This is a genomic window from uncultured Cocleimonas sp., from assembly GCF_947495625.1.
GTDB lineage: Bacteria > Pseudomonadota > Gammaproteobacteria > Thiotrichales > Thiotrichaceae > Cocleimonas.
This window is the reverse complement of the sequence record NZ_CANLZW010000012.1, coordinates 62801-79428: the sequence shown is the minus strand read 5'-3', so window position 1 is coordinate 79428 and position 16628 is coordinate 62801. Positions and strand designations below refer to the sequence as shown.

The window sequence follows — 16628 nt, the reverse complement described above, 5'->3', positions numbered from 1 at the left end:
ATGAAAAATTTTGAGCATGTTCAATTTTCAAATGAATCTATAGGACAAACAGAAATCCGAAGAAGCATAATAAACAATGCTGCTCTATTCCTTGCCATGTTTTTTATTTTTTCAATTCCATGGGGCAATGCTGTATGGGATGGATTAACCCGTATTTTTGGTTTCGTTGCGATTGGCTTTACTGGGTTAGCACTAATCACCCACGGTACTCGCTCTAAACTTAATATATTCCATCTTTTCGTTGCACTGTTTGGTGCATGGCTAATGTTGAGTCTAATGTGGTCGCCTGATTTAGTTTGGGGTAAAAAATTATTAACTACCACTACACAGCTATTGATAATCGCCTATCTGATAACTCTGATTCTTGATACTAAATTCAAAATGTTACAGATGTATCAAAGCTATGTCTTAGGCAACCTTGTTGGCTCTGGAATTATTATTTACAATTATTTAAATGGAATACAGTCAATATATTATCAGCGCTATGCAATACCTACTTTAGATATTGATGGTCAATCCATAATGCTTACGTTGGCCCTGCCTATGGCAGCTTACCTGGCAACACAATTTAAAAGCAAAATATTTAAAATAATCAATATTTTAGCCATACCAACAATTATGTTCGCAGTATTTCTTACTGGTACTCGAACAGCTTCTATTGTTGCAATCATTGGTATTGCATATTGGCTTTTTACTTATCGAAATTCTTCTTTCAGGATCAAGAGTACATTTGTAGTTTTATTTGCAATATCAATTATAGCTGTTCTTACTTTTACCCCTAAGATGTCAATCGATCGAATCCTTTCCTCTGGAGAATCAATATCTAGCGGAACTTTAAACAACCGAACTGTTATTTGGGCAGCTTCGATTGAACAGTGGAAACAAGCTCCTTTGGTTGGAAATGGTATCGGAAGTCTGGGTTATGTTCTAAGTACTAAACATGTAGAATACGATAGTGCACATAATACCTATATTCATATCCTTACAGAAAACGGGATCATCGGCTTAAGTATTTATTTGATGATGATATTCAGTATTATTTACTATTCCTTGCACACACCTCTACCCGAAAAGGCTTTTCTCATTTCCTTGCTAATGATAATACTGGTGAGTCAAATAACACAGCACACACATTTTCACAAAGAAACATGGTTTGCTCTTACCATGCTTGCAATACATGCTCATTTAGAAAGTAAGCGAGCCTAACAATAGATGTTATTTCGTCATAGCGGTATTTATATACTCGCAAAATTAATCCCGGGCTTAATGGCATTTGCTGCTTTAAGTTTATATACCCATTTGCTGACACCGAGTGAATACGGGGTTTATACGTTGATATTTACTGGCACAGTTTTCATCCATAACGTTGTATTTAACTGGCTTAGCTCAGGGACTTTGCGCTATTGGTCTAATCAGGAATACAGTGAATCACAATTCATCAATACGCTGTCTACGAGTTTATTGCGAATATCATCTTTCGTCTTAGTTTTCGCTTTAGTTGCTGTTGCATTTTTCTGGGGGAAAACTGAATCTCTTTGGGTGATAGCGTCGTTTTCATTATTGATAGCACTTGCTCTGTTTACCATCACACAAAACTTGTTCAGCGCTAAAATAGAACCCGCTAGTTATGCTTTTTTAACCATCGTCTATTCCATTTGTTCGCTAACTTTGGGCGGATTATTTTCGTACATGGGCTATGGTGCTACGGGAGTCATTTTTGGTATAGCGCTGGGCACATCCATCCCAGCATTATTTGTTTTTAAAAGATTGTGGCTGCCATATAAAAAAGCGGATTTTAACAAAGCGTTGTTAAAACGCTTATTAACATACGGCATACCTTTAGCGGCAGCTGCTTTAGTTGAAGAAATCACCAAAGTAACTGATCGTTTTATGTTGGCTGGTATTCAAGGTAAAGATCAGGCTGGGCTCTACGCAGTCGGATATGACTTATCCGGTAACTCCATTTTGATGATTATGTCTGCGATTAATATCGCCGCTTATCCTGTCATTATCAAACTATTGGATAACGAAGGCGTTAAAGCGGCAACGGATTATTTTAGACATTATGTGATCTTGTTATTAGGCGTTTCCATTCCCGCGGTCATTGGGCTTAACCTTGTTGGACCTAATCTTGTACATTTATTGATAGATGCCGATTATCAAGCGTCTGTTATCTTCCTTTTGCCCTGGATTACCACGGCAATTTTTCTTCTGGGCTTGCAGGTTTTCTACTTTGATTTAGCTTTTCAGCTTGGGCATAAAACCATAGCAAGCGTGAAGATTGCTGTCGCTATCGCCATTATCAATATTGGCTTAAACTATTGGCTCATACCAATTATGGGTATTCATGGGGCAGCAATTGCCACCATTTCATCATTTGCTGTTGGCAGTATCCTCAGCGCTTATTTTGGTCGTAAGTACTTCTCACTACCCTTCCCTGCTATCGAAACGTTTAAAATCGTTATAGCAACATTAGTAATGTGTTTATGCCTGTATTGGTTAAAAGATAAAAATGGCTGGGTATGGTTATTAATTCAATTATCCATTGGAGCTATCAGCTATTTTATGATGATGCTGTTGTTTAATATCCTTGATATCAGATCAATGATTAAGGATAGATTGACGAGCTAAAGATTGACTCATTAAATAGCTTGTAAAAGTGATTAGTAATAACCAAGCTGTTTAACTTAACTTTCTTGAGCGGCTCAATAGCCACAGATAAACCGCGCTAGAGATTCCTTCTGAACCATAAATCATTGCCATCACCATTATCTGATAACGTACAGCGATCAATGGATCGACTCCCGATAAAATCTGTCCCGTCATCATACCTGGCAAAGACACAATCCCTACAGCAAATAAAGAATTAGTCGCTGGAATCATGGCATTTGCATAGGCTTTATTTCTTGATTCAATGTTGCTTGTACCACGATTTTTCTCTTCAGAATAACGATCAGCAGCCAAACTTATACTATTGATACAATTAGAGAAAATCATACCGCCTAAAGGAATCATATATTGCGGTTTATACCAAGGCGTAAACTCTAAGACCACTTGAGTGACTAACGCCAAGGTAGTAGCACCGCCAGTCAATAAAGCGATCAAGACATAACCGTATTGTTGTATGCGTTGCTCTTTAACCGTCCTTAATGCAATCCAGCCGGAAAGCATTATCATACCCAACAAAATTAATAGAATGATCCAGTAACTGTCTGCATTAAAAATATAACCCAAGAGATAGCCAACGATAATTAATTGACCAAGCATTCTTAATGCCGCGTAGATACCTTCTTTATAATTTAAAGACCATGAAAATTGAATGATTAAAACGACAACTAAAGGTATTAATACCAGCAACAATGAAGAAACAGGAATAGTAGATATTGTCATCTATGATCGTACCTAAAATTATAAAAAATGGCCTATAAGTAGGGGGGTGTGTTAATTTTTCTTACAAGGTTATTAAATAACGTATCTAATCCATACATACGCTCTATTTTACAATTAGTATATATCGACATACGATAAACTACTCTTTGTCACTATTTTTACCCTACTCCTCATCTTTAAGTATAATTTCATATAACCCTTTGCAATATTAACCTGTCTTAAGATAGCCATTTAATAGCTATCATTAGATCCTATTATTTTTTAAAGATAAGTGATGCCTTTCTTCCCATTTAAATATTTCAGAGAAAACCTGCACGGTAAAGACTATGTAGTAGGCGATCTGCATGGAATGTTTTCTCTTTTAGAGTCTCAATTAGAAAAACTTAATTTCAATCCAGAAACTGATCGAGTGTTTTCTGTAGGAGATCTAATAGACAGAGGCCCAGAATCCTATCGAATTCTGGAGTTTCTAGATAAGCCATGGTTTTTTTCTATCAAAGGAAACCATGAAATGATGCTGTTAGAAGCAAAACATAAAAAGACAACCTATCGTAGCTGGATTGAAAATAATGGTGGTGAATGGTGGCAAGATATCGATATAGATACTCAATTTGAGATCCGGGATCGAATAAAGGAGCTACCCGTTGCTATAGAAATAGCCACTAACATTGGTAAAATTGGCATTGTCCACGCAGATATTCCTGTCGGCATATCCTGGCAAAAACTGGTTCATGATATACATGTCGATAATGAAACTAGAGACTACCTGATGTGGTCCCGCAATCGTTATAAATACATCCAGTTAACGGGAGAGACGGATCGCGTAGAAGGTATCGACCTTGTTGTAATGGGGCATACACCTATACCTAAACCCATGAAAATCAGTAACTTATATTACATAGATACAGGTGCTTCTTATGTCAAAGAAGAAAACCTGGGTCATTTAACGCTATTGCAAATACATCCAGAGCTTAATGTATTCGAATATCCAGAATCACTCGATTAGAAATTTGGTTTGAGTTTTTACATTTATAAAGGCTTAATTTTTATCATATTCTACGAAGTAGTAGCAAATAAAACACATTCAAACGTATAATCGGCTCGTGAAATTTTCTGCCTCCTTCAAAACAATTCTCTGCACTGGATTTATTGCCTCATTTTCGGCAACCCATGCCAAACAAATCATCGCAGAAGAATATGCGTCGTGTGTAGTAGCGCCCTCAACAAGCCCCATTGCTTTAGATTTAAAATCCACTCAACAAGGTATTACCGATAAACCTGTCAAGGATGCAATATACCTGGAAGCTGATACTGGAAAAATCAGAAAACAAGGGGTATCAACGCTTGATGGCGACATCATCATCCAACAAAACACCACTATTTTTAAAGCAGATCAGGCAAAAATTAATCGGGATACTGAACAAGTTATTGCTAAAGGCAATGTAGTACTTACTGATTCTAACTACGAACTTAAAAGCCCTGAGATTGAATACAATCTAAAAAGTAAAACAGGCACCATTAAAGATGCAACTTATTCGGTGGGCCAAAGTGGGCTAAGAGGCAAAAGCTCTGAAATAAAAAAGATCGATGAAAATCGACTAAAATTACAAGATGCCACCTTCACTAGTTGCCCAGCAAATCTAGATAGTTGGCATTTAGCATCTTCAGACATTGTTTTAGATAATAAAACCCAGATAGGAAATGCGAAAAACGTTACCTTTAATGTAGGTAAAGTCCCTGTATTTTATTTCCCATGGCTCAGGTTTCCGATGAATGACCAGAGGCTATCAGGCTTTCTTACACCTAGCGTTAAATTACAATCAAACGAAGGTATATCACTTCCCTATTATTTTAATTTGGCACCCAATTATGATGCCACATTAAGACTAACGACCATCAATAATACCGGGGTGCAAATAGATAGTGAATTTCGTTATTTAAGCAAACTGAATAAGGGAACACTTGAATACGACTTCATACCTGAAGATGCATCATATGATGACCAACAGCGTTATTATTTTAAGATCGACCATCAAACCAAATTTAACAAACAAACTCGTTTAAACCTAAAGGCAGAAGGTGTTTCAGACGCTGACTTTTTCGATGATTTTTCTTCGTCTCTTGAAACCAGTACCCGCCCTGCTCTAGAAAGACGCTTAGAAGTATTAAATATAAACAAGCCGTGGAGCGCGAGTGTTGCTGTTGAAGACTATCAAGTTTTGGACAGTGATGATGATCCCTATTCAAAATTACCCGAATTAAAACTTAGTTATACGCCTAAAAGTGGGCCAAATGATTTAAAAGTAGGGTTAGACTCAGAACTGGTCTATTTCGATAAAGCTGATGAAACCAATGGAGCCCGAGCAGATATTAAGTTTACTGCTTCTAAAAAATGGGGAGATGATTCCTGGTATTTTAAGCCTAAGCTTAGCCTCGAACATACAATCTATTCATTAGATGTCTCTTCCTCAGATGAAGACACTTATACCAAATCAAGTATTGACCGTACATTGCCCACTGTTACTCTCGATGCAGGGCTTTTCTTTGACCGACATCTTAAGAACAATAAATATACGCAAACTTTAGAGCCTCGTGTTTTCTATACCTATACACCCTACAAAGATCAAAGTGATATTCCTATTTTTGATACGGCTCTGACTAATTTTTCTGAGAGTAATCAACTATTTCTAGAAAACAGATTTACCGGTAAAGACCGTATTGCTGATAATAGTAAGCTTACTTTTGCCGTTACCTCCAGAATACAGAATAGAGATTTAGGCAGGGAGCTTTTCAAAGCTAGCATTGGCCAGGTATTTAACTTTAGTGATCGAAAAGTTACCCTTCCCGAGGGAACTATTTCAACAGGAACACGCTCTGACCTAGTACTGGAATTAAGTGGTAGATTGAATGACAATTTCAGAGTTTCAGCTACAGCGAGTTTGAATAATGAAGATAAAAGTGTTTCCAGTTATTATCTTCGCTTAAACTATCAGGACGAAAAAAAGCGTATTGCAAATATCAGCTTACGTAAACTGGATACTGAACTGGATCAATTAAGCATGTCTGGCTCATTACCTATTAATGACAAATGGTCGATGGTAGGCAGTGTTGATCAAGACTTAAAAAATAATCGAAATCTAGAAGCACTTGTGGGAGTTGAATATCAAGATTGTTGCTGGAAAACCAGACTAGTAGTGAAACGTTATCTTACATCAGATAATATAACCTACGATAACCCTGTTTTTCTTGAATTCGAACTTAAAGGATTAGGAAATATTGGTAGAAGCGCTACAAGCCAAATTAAGGAAAAAATATACGGATATGACGATTTTTAACAAACTTTTAAGATCATCTAATAAATTATTGCTCAATTCTTTACTCAATAGATTACTCGTTGTTGGCTGTGTTTTATTTGCCAACGCTAGTTTCGCAGCAGATCAGACTCTGGATAGCATCGCAGCTATCGTAAATAACGATGTCATTATGGTTAGCGAAGTCAGAGCAGCAGCAATAAAAGCGAAGCGTTCGAGTAAGCAGGAATTATCAGAACAAGCTTTAATTAAAGAAGCAATCGAAAAACTGATACTGGATAAAATTCAGGTTCAAAGAGCTAAGGCAGTCGGTATAAAGATTGATGATGCTGCTGTTGACGAAGCGATGCAAACCTTAGCTGCACAAAACAAACTCGATCTTCAGCAGTTTCGAGTAGCCTTAATCAATGAAGGTTTTAACTACAAAGATTTCCGTGAAGATATTCGTGACCGACTTTACATGAATACTCTAAGAAAAAGACAGCAAAGTAGTAATAAAAGCATTACTGAATCTGAAGTTGATGACTTGATTCAGGCTGAAAGCTTTTCTTTAAATAAAGATGTTCAATACCATATTATTGATATATTTATCCCTAATAAAAAGGGCCAGTCTGTAAAGCAATTTAATGCAAATTACACACGTGCTCAACAACTCAGAAAGCAATTACTATCAAAAGCAGCAATACCAAAGGCTACCCTTACTAAAATGGGTGCAACGAGTAAAGATCTTGGCTGGAAGCAATCGAATACATTAAGTCCAGCTTATATGCGCAGTTTGAGTCTTATTGGTGAAGGCGAACTTTCACAAGTGCTTAGAGATGAGAGAGGTTTTCATATTCTAAAGCTAGTTGAACAAAAAGGTGGAAAACGTACTGAAACCAAACAGGCTCGTGTACGCCATATATTAATTTCTGCTGATACGCCAAAAGGAAGATTTAAAGCCATTCAATTACGTAACCGTATCCTTGCAGGCGAAAATTTTAACAAATTAGCTAAAGAAAACTCTGCTGACAAAGGTAGTGCAGAAAAAGGCGGAGAAATGCCTATGGCAAACCCTGCTATTTTTGTTCCGCCTTTTGCACAAGCAGTCAACTCTTTACCCCTTAATACATTGAGCCAGCCCATCCAAACTAAATTCGGCTGGCACATTATTGAGGTCTTAGAGCGAAAGGTGAGCGACCAGACAAGAGATGCACTAAAGACTCAAGCTCAAACACTTATCAGCGATAAAAAACAGGAAGAAGGCTTTAAGAACTGGTTAAAAAGTCTACGTGACCAGGCATTTGTCGAATATCGCTTAAAATTATAGTTTTCATGAAGTTATAAGTTTCAACCGATACTATATTTTTATTGATAACTATATAAAGCCAATTACCAAAGCAAACTATTGTCATGAATATTCCTCGTTTAGCAATCACCTCTGGAGAACCCAGTGGAATTGGTCCAGATCTAATTATTCAACTTGCTGATACTTTTTTTCCGGCAGAGTTAATTGTGATTGCTGATAAGAAAATGATGCAACAACGATCTGACCAGTTAGGTATAGCTGTATCTTTTACAGACTATGATCCTGCTTTACCGAGAGAAGAAAATAAAAAAGGGGTTATCAAGATTATTGACACCCCCTGTGCTGCACCCGTTTCAGCTGGCAATCTAAACAAGGAAAATGCTTCCTACGTTCTAGATACTTTGACAATTGCTACTAAGGGATGTTTATCTAACGAATTTGATGCGATGGTTACTCCCCCTTTACACAAAGGAATCATCAACGAATCTGGTGTTCCATTTACCGGACATACTGAATTTTTAGCAGAACTCACACATGCAGAACTTCCTGTGATGATGTTGGCTGCAGATGATTTACGAGTTGCGTTGGCTACCACTCACTTACCCTTAAAAGATGTAAGCGCTGCTATCACTAAAGAATCTTTAACCAAGGTCATTTCTATTTTAAATCATGACCTCATCCATAAATTTGGCATTGCGAATCCTCACATTCTAATATGCGGTTTAAACCCTCATGCCGGAGAAGATGGACATTTAGGCATGGAAGAAATCGACACTATTGAACCTGTGATAAATACATTAAAAGAGCAGGGAATGAATCTTTCAGGCCCACTACCCGCAGACACTTTATTTACGCCTAAGTACCTTGATACTGCAGACGCAGTATTGGCGATGTTCCACGATCAAGGTTTACCTGTTTTAAAGCACGTCGGTTTTGGACACGCAATTAACATTACTCTGGGGTTACCCATAATAAGAACTTCAGTTGATCACGGCACAGCTATAGATCTGGCAGGAACAGGAAAAGCATCTTCAGGCAGTATGGTTGCCGCAATTAATGCTGCAATTTCACTGTCGCAAAAAAGCGCATCTAATTAATAACTTCACAAATTAAACTTAAGCTATCAAAAGATGTCAGAGAAAACCTCATCTAAAATATTAACTTCACCAAATAAAACAGATTTCAAAGGCTAATAATAAAAATGGAAACTAACCACCACTCAATTCGCCCATCAATGTTATTTGGTTTAATAATCAGCCTTGGCATGCTTGCGATTGCATTATTTTTCCAATATTACATGGACTTAGACCCCTGCCCTTTATGCATCGTTGAGCGAGTCATAGTTATTGTGATGGCTGTGGTATTCTTTTTTGCATTTCTCCAAGGGCCGAAAGCCTGGGGGCGTAGAGTCTATGGATTATTAATCGCATTGGTCAGTATCGCAGGACTGGGAGTATCCGGAAGGCATACCTGGTTGCAACATTTACCTCCTGATAAAATTCCGGAATGTGGGCCTGGATTAGAATTCTGGATGAATAACCTGCCTGCCGTTGATGTAATACAGAAAGTCTTCCATGGTTCTGGCGAATGCGCAGAAGTATCCTGGACAATGTTTGGTTTGAGTATTCCTGAACTTAGTCTAATCGTTTTTTCTTTATTTTTGATTTATAGCCTGAAGTTGATTTTTAAAGGTAGATAATGGCTCTTGATTAGACTTTTTAGGTCACCCCCCTACTTTTAAGTGATTTTTATGGAGCTGAGCCTTCCCTTTGGGTAAGCATTATATAGCAATGCTTTTGTCTCAATAAATCCCGGCTCTTTTTTGTTTTTAAATACGTAAATAGAATTTATGCCGTGCGAGGCAAATTTTAATGTAACTCAATGAAAAAAATTCTATCAAGTTTAAATGGTTATTTGAAAAACCAATTTACTGCCCCATAATAACCCCATTAACCACACACTAATTAGAGAGAACACAATGGAAGAAATAGATGTAATGGATCGAATCAAAGAGGCTGTTGAAGGAAACGAAGTTATCGTTTTCATGAAAGGCACCCCACAATTACCTCAATGTGGATTCTCTAGCAGAACTGCACAGGCTTTAATGGGATGTGGAGAAGAGTTTGCTTATGTAAACGTTCTAACAGATCCAGAAATATTTCAAAACCTGCCACGTTATGCTGAATGGCCAACATTCCCTCAGGTATACATCAAAGGTGAATTAATTGGTGGTTGTGACATTACGCTTGAAATGTTTGAGAAAGGTGAATTACAAACCATGATCAAAGAAGCGAAAGCAGGTTCTAAAGAAGCTTAAATTGCTGAGAAAGCTTTGAGCAAAAATCATAAAAAAGGGAACAATATGTTCCCTTTTTTATGATTCAAAATTTATAACTAGATTTTCTAATGAAAATCACTGATTAGAATTACCTAAGATTTTCATAACTGTTTCATCTTTAATCGAGTAATAAACACGATTAGCATCCTTTCTGGATGACACAATGCCTTTATCTCTCAATAAACATAAGTGCTGAGATACATTACTCTGCGTTGTACCCACAGTCTTTAAAATATCCTGAACACTTACTTCACCTTTACCCAAAACACATAGAATATTAAGTCTCAAAGGATGTGATATTGCTTTTAAAGAACGAGAGGCGTCCTCTAAATTACTACCTGCAAGTAAGCCATGAAGAAACTTGCATGAATCTTTGCCAGAGCTATGCTCAGCCCCAGTATTATTATAGATTGTCATAATACTAACTCCGCTATATTAGTATAATTTGATATTTTAATATACAGGATTTTAATTGTCTACCAGTTTATACATTAAAAATATGTGATTATATTTATTATTAATAGCTTACTGAGTCCTTAGAGCCACTTTGAGCTGCCTAAACATATCTTCTGGGACACTATCAGGGGTAATAAGAACGCTATATTTAACCTTCTGGTTATCAGAAAAATTTAAAATCACCAGGTAATTTGAATTGAAACTATCCGGCAATAAATTCACGCTTTTTTCATTGTTAGCAGAATCCCTTAAATACCAATTAGTCCTTGAATCCCGATAAATCAATTTTACCGATTTAGTAGAACCCTGCCAAATATGTAGGCGCAGGAAATAGTAAGCCGAATATCCAATAGCAAAAGTAAGGATAATCGATAATAAAAGAGATACTTGGACTAAACTAAAAACTACGATAACGGCAAATAAATGCGGAATTAAGACTAATAACCACTTTTGTAGTGAGGCATGAACAGCCAATGACAGGTTTCTATTAGATGTTTTATTAATCATAGAAGGTACTTTTGATATGTTTTTTCAATATAAAGCATTGATCTATAATCCAATAAACACTACCCAGATAGTATATCATCCGCCCCTACTCGAAACATGCCTCTCTTGGAGAAACGATTATGAGTCAATCAGGCCAACACGCTCCTGAATACTCTTTAGCAGAAAAAGATAATATCCTCATGCAAGGATATCGTAAAAGTATCAAAGATGGCGAAATCAGAGTTGACCCAGATCAGGAAGAAGTTATTCACGAACTTCAAATTATTTACGATAAATTAGTCAATACACCCGCACCAATAAAACCCAAGAAAACCCTCGCCAGCTTTTTCTCTAAATCAAAGAAAACCCCCATACTAAATAAAATCAAAGGTCTATACCTTTGGGGTGGAGTAGGAAGAGGAAAAACACATTTAGTGGATTTCTTTTATGAGCAGCTCCCTATTGAAAATAAAATGCGCTTACATTTTCATCGCTTTATGCAGATTGTGCATGATGAAATGGGAACCTTGGACAGTATCCCTGACCCGCTAGAGCAAGTTGCAAAAAGCTTTGCCAGAAGAACCCGAGTACTGTGTCTTGATGAGCTTCATGTAATTGATATAACTGACGCAATGATTCTAGGTCGATTTTTTCAATATCTTTTTGATGAAGGCTTAATTTTAATCACCACATCAAATTTTCACCCTGACAGCCTTTACAAGAATGGCTTACAGAGAGATAGATTCTTACCAGCGATAGAACTACTCAAAGAAAATACCAAAATGGTAGAAATGGGCGGCGATTATGATTACCGCTCGAAAGCCTTTAAAGAAATAGGCATCTATTATTTCATCAATGGAAAAGGCTCAGAAGAAGTTCTCGAAAAGCACTTCCATCAACTTTCTGGTATAGAGTTATACGAAGACAGAAAAGACATAATTATCAACGGTCGTCTTATTCCGGTCAAAAAATTCAGCCCAGACGTTGTCTGGTTCGAATTCGATGATCTGTGTAATGCACCGCGTTCAACGGAAGATTACACTGAAATAGCGTCTTATTTTAAGAGCATTCTGATTTCCAATATTCCCGTAATGGGATATGACCTGGATGACGCCGCTAGACGCTTCATCAATATGATCGATACTTTCTACGATATGCGAGTCAATATTGTTGTATCAGCAGAAAAAGAGCCAGAATCATTATATACCGCTGAAAAACTAAAGTTTGAATTTGTCAGAGCCGTTAGCAGAATCAACGAAATGCAAACTCAGAAATACATTAATAGTAGTAAGCTTACTGATGATAAAGAATTGTAAGAGATATAATTTATTCATTACCAGTTTGAAATCAATACTAACGAAACTGATATTAAGAAGTATAAATCTTAAAGTATGGGCAATACCTATAATATGGATTCAATTGCTAAATTCATAAAAACGAAACATTTGTTCTATACTAGATCGATTACATTTAAAAAACCGATTATTTAAACCAAAGGAAAAAAAATGTCTTGGGATGATCCGCGACCAATGTCGCCACACTTACAGGTATATAAATTACCTATTACAGCTAAGTTATCTATCTTACATCGAGGCACTGGTGGAGCACTATTTTTAGGCTTAATCCTAATGATTGCTGTACTAGCCTCTGCAGCGTCTGGGCCTGAAAGTTGGGCAAGCATGCATTCTTTTTTATCTGGCTTCTTTGGTCAATTGATAATCTTTGGATTTACTTTTGCCCTTTATTATCACGCTTGTAACGGTGTTCGCCATTTATTTTGGGACATCGGAAAAGGACTTGATTTAGAAAATGCTCGTAAATCAGGTGTTGCCGTTCTTATTGCAAGCGTTGTGCTGACCCTTCTCACATGGCTAATTGCCGCATTGGTATAGAGGATATATAAATGAAAGATTTAAGATCTCCTCTGGCCAAAGTTAAAGGCCTTGGCGCAGACGGACATGGTTCTACAGAACACTTTTGGGTACAGCGCCTTACCGCTTTAGCACTTGTACCTCTAGTAATCTGGTTATGCATTAGCCTGGCATTTCTGCCAGAAGCAACCTATGAAACGGTTATTACATGGTTAAGATCACCATTTAACGCAATCATGATGATAACTCTAGTGATTGTTTCACTGCAACATGCTCATCTTGGTATACAGGTAATCATCGAAGATTACGTATCAGATCATGCTAAGCGACTTGCTGGCATCCTGGTTGTTAAATTTTTAAGCTATTTCTTAATGATCGTCGGTGTTTACTCGATCATTAAAATCACCTTGGGGGGTGTATAAGTGTCAACTCCAGATAACAAAGATATTTCAAATTATAAAGTGATTAACCACGAATACGATGTTGTTATCGTAGGTGCGGGTGGTGCAGGTTTACGTGCTACTTTAGGTATGGCAGCTGCCGGTTTAAGCACAGCATGTATCACCAAGGTGTTCCCTACTAGAAGCCACACAACTGCCGCTCAGGGTGGTATGTCTGCAGCACTTGCCAATATGGGTGAAGATAGCTGGCAATGGCATATGTATGACACAGTTAAAGGTTCTGACTGGTTAGGCGACCAGGACGCAATCGAATATATGTGTCGTGAAGCGGTTCCAGCAGTAATTGAGCTTGAGCACTACGGTGTTCCATTTTCACGTACTGCAGAAGGTAAAATCTATCAACGTCCATTCGGTGGAATGACGACTCACTTCGGCGAAGGGGTTGCAGAACGTACTTGTGCTGCAGCTGACCGTACAGGTCACGCCATTCTTCACACACTTTACCAACAGTCTTTAAAACACAAAGCTGAATTCTTTATCGAGTACTTTGCTACTGACTTGATTATGGAAGATGGTGTTTGTAAAGGCGTAATGGCATGGGATTTAACCACAGGTGAGTTACACTGTTTCCGTGGTCATCAGGTTGTTTTAGCAACTGGCGGCTATGGTCGTGCATTCTTTTCTGCGACATCTGCCCATACTTGTACAGGTGATGGCGGCGGCATGGTGTTACGTGCTGGTTTACCACTTCAGGATATGGAGTTCGTTCAGTTCCACCCAACAGGCGTATATGGCGCAGGTGTATTAATCACTGAAGGTGTTCGTGGTGAAGGTGGATACCTAACTAACTCTGAAGATGAGCGTTTCATGGAGCGCTACGCGCCAAACGCAAAAGATTTAGCATCTCGCGATGTTGTATCACGTTCAATGACGATGGAAATTAATGCAGGTCGTGGTGTAGGTCCAGATAAAGATCATATCTTCCTTAACCTTCAGCATTTAGGTCCTGAAGTTATCGATGAGCGTCTTCCAGGTATTGCAGAAAGTGCACGTATCTTCGCCGGTGTTGATGTGACTAAAGACCCTATTCCGGTACTTCCAACAGTTCACTACAATATGGGCGGTATACCAACTAACTATCACGGTGAAGTTGTTACTCTGGAAGGCGATAACCCCGATACTGTTGTACCAGGTTTAATGGCTATCGGTGAAGCAGCTTGTGTATCAGTACACGGTGCAAACCGTTTGGGTTCTAACTCACTATTAGACATCATCGTATTTGGTCGTGCAGCGGCGTTACGCGCCAAAGAACTTGTTGAAAAAGATAAACCTCACCAGCCTTTGACTGAAGGTATTATCGATAATATTCTGGCTCGTTTCGATAAAACTCGTAATGCTTCAGGTTCAACTTCAACGGCAAGCATCCGCGGCGAAATGCAGCGCACTATGCAACAGTACGCAGCAGTTTTCCGTACTGGTGAGACGATGGAAGAAGGAACAAAGAAGATGAAGCAAATCTTCGATTCTTTCGCTGATGTTGGCATCAACGACCGTGGCTTAAAGTGGAATACTGATTTACTCGAAACACTCGAATTAGAAAACCTCTTAACACAAGCGATGGTCACTATCGAAGGTGCATTGAATCGTAAAGAAAGTCGTGGCGGTCATGCACGTGAAGACTTCCCTGATCGTAATGACGACGAGTGGATGAAGCATACATTGGCCTGGGTAGATGAGGCTGGCAAGGTCAAATTCGATTACAGACCTGTGCACATGTACACACTTAGCGATGACATCGATGTTATTCCACCAAAGAAACGCGTTTACTAGGATACTTACACATGGCTGAATTTAAATTACCTGCTAATTCTATTGTTATGACTGGTAAAACAGTTAAAGCTCCTGCCGGTGCAACTAACATTAGAAAGTTTATCGTTTACAGATATGACCCAGATACTGGCGAAAATCCCCATACAGATACGTATGAAGTAGATATGGATAACTGTGGTCCAATGGTTCTTGATGGTTTATTAAAAATCAAAGACGAAATGGACTCAACAGTAGCACTTCGTCGCTCTTGTCGTGAAGGCATCTGTGGTTCTTGTTCAATGAATATCGACGGCAGAAACACACTAGCGTGTACCAAAGCTATCGATGATATCGAAGGTGACGTGAAGATCTACCCACTTCCACATCAACCTGTGATCAAAGATCTAGTTTCTGACTTGACTAACTTCTACGCGCAATACGCATCGGTTAAACCCTGGATGAGTACTGACGCAGCGGTTCCACCCGATAGAGAAAGATTACAATCTAAAGAAGACCGTGAAAAGCTAGATGGTCTCTACGAATGTATTCTATGTGCCTGTTGTTCAACCAGTTGCCCAAGTTACTGGTGGAATAGTGACCGTTACTTAGGTCCTGCTGCACTATTGAACTCATATCGCTGGATTGCTGATTCACGTGATGAGAACACCGGTGAACGTCTGGATGAGTTAGAAGACACATTCAAACTCTACCGTTGTCACACAATCATGAGTTGTACTGACTCTTGCCCGAAAGGCTTGAATCCTGCTAAGTCAATTGCAGAAATCAAACGCCTAATGGTTAAGCGTAAGTCTTAGACTTATTAAGTCTAAAGTCGACTGATGAAAGATACACCCGAGTATTCAAAGCTACGCTGGCATTGCCGGCGTGGCGTTAAAGAACTCGATGTGGTTTTCTGCGAATTTCTGGAAAACCACTATCCAACAGCGGATGAAGAAATCCAACGCGGATTTAGAGAACTGCTGGATATAGAAGACCCTATTCTGTTATCACTCCTGATGGATTATCACACCACAGATAACGAATTACACAATCGCATAATGTTAAAACTAAGAGATTTATTCAAATAGCAAAAAATAATGACACCCCCTACCTTTTAGGCACTTTTTAAAGAAAGTTACTAGTCGATAGTCGAACACAATAAGACAGCATTGAAGTTCAAAGACGGCATTTTCAGGGAGTGCTTTTCATTATTTTAGAATTAAAAAACACGTATAAGTAGGGGGGTGTCACTAAACACTTCTCAATACACTAGCTTTA

The 16628-nt window shown here is 38.3% G+C and carries 17 protein-coding genes; 14 read left to right on the top strand and 3 right to left on the bottom strand.

Features of this window, described 5'->3' with window-relative positions; all coding sequences use genetic code 11:
• Both Q1A31_RS08660 and Q1A31_RS08655 read left to right on the top strand, forming a co-directional pair.
• Positions 1-1206 carry an O-antigen ligase gene (locus Q1A31_RS08660; protein WP_299875260.1) on the top strand — a complete coding sequence of 402 codons (1206 nt, stop codon included), beginning with the start codon at positions 1-3 and terminating at the stop codon, positions 1204-1206.
• A 6-nt stretch (positions 1207-1212) separates the two neighbouring features.
• On the top strand, positions 1213-2631 hold the full coding sequence (locus tag Q1A31_RS08655; RefSeq protein WP_299875258.1) for an oligosaccharide flippase family protein: 1419 nt from the start codon (positions 1213-1215) through the stop codon (positions 2629-2631).
• 51 nt (positions 2632-2682) lie between these two features.
• Here the strand turns inward: Q1A31_RS08655 and Q1A31_RS08650 are convergent, their stop codons facing one another.
• Positions 2683-3390, bottom strand: coding sequence for an ABC transporter permease (locus tag Q1A31_RS08650; protein WP_299875255.1), 708 nt, complete (start codon positions 3388-3390; stop codon positions 2683-2685).
• Between the two features lie 274 nt (positions 3391-3664).
• On the opposite strand from Q1A31_RS08650, the gene Q1A31_RS08645 reads away from it, so the two are divergent.
• From Q1A31_RS08645 to grxD, 6 genes are all read left to right on the top strand, one after another.
• Complete coding sequence (locus tag Q1A31_RS08645) at positions 3665-4396, top strand: metallophosphoesterase (protein ID WP_299875253.1); 732 nt, start codon at positions 3665-3667, stop codon at positions 4394-4396.
• Positions 4397-4493: 97 nt separating this feature from the next.
• A complete protein-coding gene (locus Q1A31_RS08640; RefSeq protein WP_299875250.1) occupies positions 4494-6725 on the top strand; it encodes an LPS-assembly protein LptD in 2232 nt (743 codons plus the stop codon).
• The gene (locus Q1A31_RS08635; protein WP_299875248.1) at positions 6712-8010 is read left to right on the top strand and encodes a peptidylprolyl isomerase; all 1299 of its coding nucleotides are present in this window, start codon (positions 6712-6714) and stop codon (positions 8008-8010) included. Before Q1A31_RS08640 ends, Q1A31_RS08635 begins: the two co-directional genes overlap by 14 nt.
• Positions 8011-8093: 83 nt before the next feature.
• Positions 8094-9086, top strand: a complete 993-nt coding sequence (gene pdxA / locus Q1A31_RS08630; RefSeq protein WP_299875246.1) for a 4-hydroxythreonine-4-phosphate dehydrogenase PdxA — start codon at positions 8094-8096, stop codon at positions 9084-9086.
• Positions 9087-9190: 104 nt separating this feature from the next.
• Entirely contained in the window at positions 9191-9688 is a 498-nt protein-coding gene (locus tag Q1A31_RS08625) for a disulfide bond formation protein B (RefSeq protein WP_299875244.1), read from the top strand.
• 288 nt (positions 9689-9976) lie between these two features.
• Positions 9977-10306, top strand: a complete 330-nt coding sequence (grxD, locus tag Q1A31_RS08620) for a Grx4 family monothiol glutaredoxin (protein ID WP_299875389.1) — start codon at positions 9977-9979, stop codon at positions 10304-10306.
• A gap of 96 nt (positions 10307-10402) precedes the next feature.
• Here the strand turns inward: grxD and Q1A31_RS08615 are convergent, their stop codons facing one another.
• Entirely contained in the window at positions 10403-10744 is a 342-nt protein-coding gene (locus Q1A31_RS08615; protein ID WP_299875241.1) for a metalloregulator ArsR/SmtB family transcription factor, read from the bottom strand.
• Positions 10745-10852: 108 nt separating this feature from the next.
• A complete protein-coding gene (locus Q1A31_RS08610) occupies positions 10853-11290 on the bottom strand; it encodes a protein YgfX (protein WP_299875239.1) in 438 nt (145 codons plus the stop codon).
• Positions 11291-11409: 119 nt separating this feature from the next.
• Between Q1A31_RS08610 and zapE the strand changes: the two genes are divergently transcribed.
• The 6 genes from zapE to Q1A31_RS08580 all read left to right on the top strand — a co-directional run bounded on the left by zapE (position 11410) and on the right by Q1A31_RS08580 (position 16438).
• Positions 11410-12585, top strand: coding sequence for a cell division protein ZapE (zapE, locus tag Q1A31_RS08605; protein WP_299875235.1), 1176 nt, complete (start codon positions 11410-11412; stop codon positions 12583-12585).
• Between the two features lie 189 nt (positions 12586-12774).
• A complete protein-coding gene (gene sdhC / locus Q1A31_RS08600) occupies positions 12775-13161 on the top strand; it encodes a succinate dehydrogenase, cytochrome b556 subunit (RefSeq protein ID WP_299875233.1) in 387 nt (128 codons plus the stop codon).
• A gap of 11 nt (positions 13162-13172) precedes the next feature.
• Entirely contained in the window at positions 13173-13562 is a 390-nt protein-coding gene (gene sdhD / locus Q1A31_RS08595) for a succinate dehydrogenase, hydrophobic membrane anchor protein (RefSeq protein WP_299875230.1), read from the top strand.
• The gene (gene sdhA, locus Q1A31_RS08590) at positions 13563-15371 is read left to right on the top strand and encodes a succinate dehydrogenase flavoprotein subunit (RefSeq protein ID WP_366942996.1); all 1809 of its coding nucleotides are present in this window, start codon (positions 13563-13565) and stop codon (positions 15369-15371) included.
• A 47-nt stretch (positions 15372-15418) separates the two neighbouring features.
• Positions 15419-16165, top strand: a complete 747-nt coding sequence (locus tag Q1A31_RS08585) for a succinate dehydrogenase iron-sulfur subunit (protein ID WP_299875383.1) — start codon at positions 15419-15421, stop codon at positions 16163-16165.
• 24 nt (positions 16166-16189) lie between these two features.
• The gene (locus Q1A31_RS08580; RefSeq protein ID WP_299875228.1) at positions 16190-16438 is read left to right on the top strand and encodes a succinate dehydrogenase assembly factor 2; all 249 of its coding nucleotides are present in this window, start codon (positions 16190-16192) and stop codon (positions 16436-16438) included.
• Positions 16439-16628 lie beyond the last annotated feature (190 nt).